2 pseudogenes are annotated in these 3,999 nt (G+C 37.9%); both read right to left on the bottom strand.

Features of this window, described 5'->3' with window-relative positions:
• Positions 1 to 1,512 (bottom strand): annotated as a pseudogene (locus ACFIL7_RS03140) (hypothetical protein); the annotation flags it as partial.
• A gap of 823 nt (positions 1,513 to 2,335) precedes the next feature.
• A pseudogene (locus ACFIL7_RS03135) lies at positions 2,336 to 3,999 on the bottom strand (Vomp family autotransporter); the annotation flags it as partial.

Raw genomic sequence — 3,999 nt, 5'->3', positions numbered from 1 at the left:
TATTTTCGGTCCATCAGTAATTACCAGACCTGTTGCATCTAGGGCAGTTGTGCCTGCCTTTAAGCTCGTTAATGTAACATCCTTAGCTAAATCAAATTTTACCTTATTATCCTTATCGCCTTTTGTAATGTTAAGATTGGTACTGCCAGTAGAAAAATCTACTCCACTATCCATAATGACTGTTTTAGCATTTTTACCGTCAACAGATAGTTTCCAACCATTTTTTCTTACGACATCTTCTAAGTCTTGCAATTGTCTTAGATTCACTGCGTCTGCATCTTCACTACCAGCCGCTACACCTGTAATTTGTCGTGTTTTGCCAGCATCAACATCACCAACACTAACAGCACCTAATGTAGATTTCCAATAAGATACCTCATTCGTTGCAGGTCCCTGCAGCATAGAAGTATATCCTGAAACACCTGCAGCCCTATTAGCTCTAGTATGGCTTCCTATTGCAACACTCCCTTCCACCATCCCCAAAGCGTCGTGACCTAGCCCGATACTATCCAACGCCTGCGCTTTTGAATAGTAACCGATAGAAATGCCATTGTTAGCATTATCCCATACCGATGAACGCTGACCAATACCAATCCCATTTTCTCCTCGGACTTTAGCAACACGCCCTACGGCAATTGAATGATTACTCTTCGCAGTTGTATAATCATCTGGATATTTATCTGTAATATCATCAGAACCTATTGCGATACTATGCAGACCCAAAGAGTGCGCCGAGCGCCCTATAGAAATACTATTCAAACCTGTCGCCTCTGAACTATACCCCAAAACGATAGCATTTTTTTCTGTCGCCTTTGTAGAGGGACCTATAGCAACAGTATTGTCAGCGAATGCTTGTGCAGTAACACCAATAGCAATTCCCTGATAATTCTTAGCTTCAGATGATAAACCGATAGCTATTGTTCTTTCAGCTGACGCACGTGCAGCGACGTAATAACAGTCTTTGCCTTTACCACAGTCATATGTTTGCTTATTGCCTATCGCAATAGACGACACAGAGGGCGCACTCGCCGCCTCACCCAACTCAACACCTTTGCCAGCACCTCTCTGCATTTCACTAACAGGAATAAGTTGTCTTGCTGTCAAAGTATTTATTACAGAACTATTATCAGTCTTTATTGTGGAATTCTTATCACTGTTACCAGAAAGAGTATTGATGAGAAAATTTGCATAGTCACTGGTAGCATCCCCCTTAGGTGTCGTCGCAACACTCAACGCTGTTATATAATTTTCCTTTGATGCACTAGAAGCATCTAAATCACTGTTATCGCTATTATAAGCAGAGATAACATTTTGTGGAGTTCCCACAACAGCACTATCGACACCTTCAAGGAACATTTTGCTTAAATCGACATTTGCCGAAAAACTAGGAGAAACATTCGATAAAAACGCAACTATTGCAACCAACAAAAGCACCCTCACCAAAGACAAGGGATAAGGAAAATGAGTCCCATTTGCATCATCGTGTGCTAATGTGGCATATAATTTTTTCATAACAAATTCTCCAATGAAAAAACTTAAAAACACCTCCAAAACATAAAAAAGACACATTTTAGCATTATTAATCCCCTTGGAATTCATAATAGAGGATCGTTGCTTAGGATGTGAACATTTTGAGTCTTTTGTTTTGTTTGTGCTTTCTGTATTGAGATCTAAATGTTTGTTTTTGGTTTATGTTTTGTGGACATAGAAATAATACATTTAGAATCTAAGGGTTTTAGTGTGCTGTTTTTTACTAACTAAAAAAGAGGTCTTCCATATTTAATATTACTTTTTACTTGGTAGTCGTTACTATAAAATGCTCTAAAAAAGGTTTTAGTATGTGTTTTCTTAATTATAGACTTTAGTTTTATTAGAAAGCATTTTTTTATTAATAACAAGTAAAATAAAAAGAGATTGTAGTATGTCCGATATCTAACTTGCTTTGGATAATTGCTTTTTTAGTTAGGACTTCTCTTCTTAAAATATCATGTAATGATATATGCGTGATCCTTTGATGTATCTTTTATCTTTACGCACTACTTATCCCCCCTTTGAAAGTTATTTTATCAAAATGAGTCTTATTAATATACATTCCTGCATGACTATAGACTGTTCAAGAAAATAGCAACATAAAAATATAACTTTTTAGCAATATGGATTCTACTGTGATCTTTTTGCAATAAAAGCATATAAGGGGCTTCTATAAAACATCAAAGTTTATATCGTCATCAAATATTATGCTTATCTCTAGATAAATACTGTGCGTCTGTAAAAAATATTCACCCTCATTTCAATAAATAAGGGTGAATGTTTTGTTCGGTTTTTATTGTTCGTATTATTTTATTTTCAGAGTGATTGCACCACCTATTCCCCAATGACCACCAGCACTCGTGGCAGAGAGATTAGAGCGGATTTTTCCATTTTCAGATGTATAACCAGCTCCAAGAGCAAATGCCGATTGTCCACGCCATGCGCCGCTACCAAATGAGACACTCAAAGATCCTGGTTCGTCGAAGTAACGTAGATTGGACACTGCTAGACCAACCGCCGCTGCTTGCCTTGCTTCTTTGCGTACACTCTTAATGTCATAACTTAAAATATTAAACTTCATATCTGTATATTGGTGAGCCCGATCAACGGCATCATCAATAGCATCGATAACGATATTATTCACCCGTTGATCTGTGTAATGCTTTGATTGATCAAGAACGACCTTCATCTGCTGCTCAGTGTAATCATGCAGTTGACCACCATTAACAGCTTCTTTCGAACCTTGTTCAATACGACCATCCGCAACATTATCAATCATAACAGGTTCACTTTCATTCCCACCTTTTAGAGTGATCTTATTGGTCTTTTTACCATCAACATCTTTATCATAGTTAACTGCACCATCAGAAAGATTATTAACCGTGTTCTCAATATTATCAACTCTGTCTTCAATATTGAAAACTGTTTCACCAATATTCGTAACCGTAGTGGAAATATTGTCGACTCTGTTTTCAATATGTTTAATATCTTTTTCAACGCCAGTGATACGTTCGTTGGTCTCCCAAAGCTGTCCACCATTGACTGCATCTTTTGAACCTTCTGCAATTTTACCATCTGCTACATTGATAATCTTACTTGGTTGACCATCATGGCTAGCGTCATAAGCTTTTTTCTGCTCATTCCAATTTAAACCATTGGACGAGACATTGTTTTCAACATTTTGAATGCGGTCGTTTATCTTAGACATACTCTCACTTACACCGTCAAAAGCACTGGCAACGTCATGATAATCCTTCTTTTCAGCAGAACTCCCGTTAGCCTTGAAATGTGTTATCTTGAAAGTAGGAGCGGTCCATTTTCCATTATTATAGCCAGCGCCACCACCAAAATATGCAGCAAGCTGATTACTCATCAAATAAAGTTGCGAACCATTTATAGCATCGGTTGAATTAGCAGAAATATCTCCATTGGCAAGAAACTTAATTTTGCTATTGGTTCTTCCCTCTCCATGCTGTGCTACAAATGCCTGCTCATCACCGCTCCACAACAAAGCGTCCCCTTTGACTTCTTGTGTAATATTCGTGATTTTTTCATTGACATCTTTTACCACATTCGTCAGATGCGTATTCACACTCTTCACATTTGCATCGAGACCACTCAAAGCTGAGCCAACATCATNTATTCACACTCTTCACATTTGCATCGAGACCACTCAAAGCTGAGCCAACATCATGATAATTGGCTTTTGCCACCTGACCATCTTCAACAATAACAGATAAACTATAGTTTGGTCCTTTAAAAGCACCATTTTCGAACGAGGCACCACCACCAAAATAATTTGCTATATCTCCAGATATTTTATTAATTTGGTTCCCATTGATCGCATCATGCGATCCTTGCGCAATTGTGCCATCTTTAACATTATGGAGAGCAACAGGGACTTGGTTATCCATCCCACCTAAAGTTACGCTACCATAATTAACGGTACCGTTTTCTTTATCATAAAGA

This window comes from Bartonella sp. AP3QHHD, from assembly GCF_042195765.1.
In the GTDB taxonomy this organism is placed as follows: Bacteria; Pseudomonadota; Alphaproteobacteria; order Rhizobiales; family Rhizobiaceae; genus Bartonella.
The sequence above is the reverse complement of the archived record's forward strand: the minus strand, read 5'-3'. Positions and strand labels throughout refer to the sequence as shown.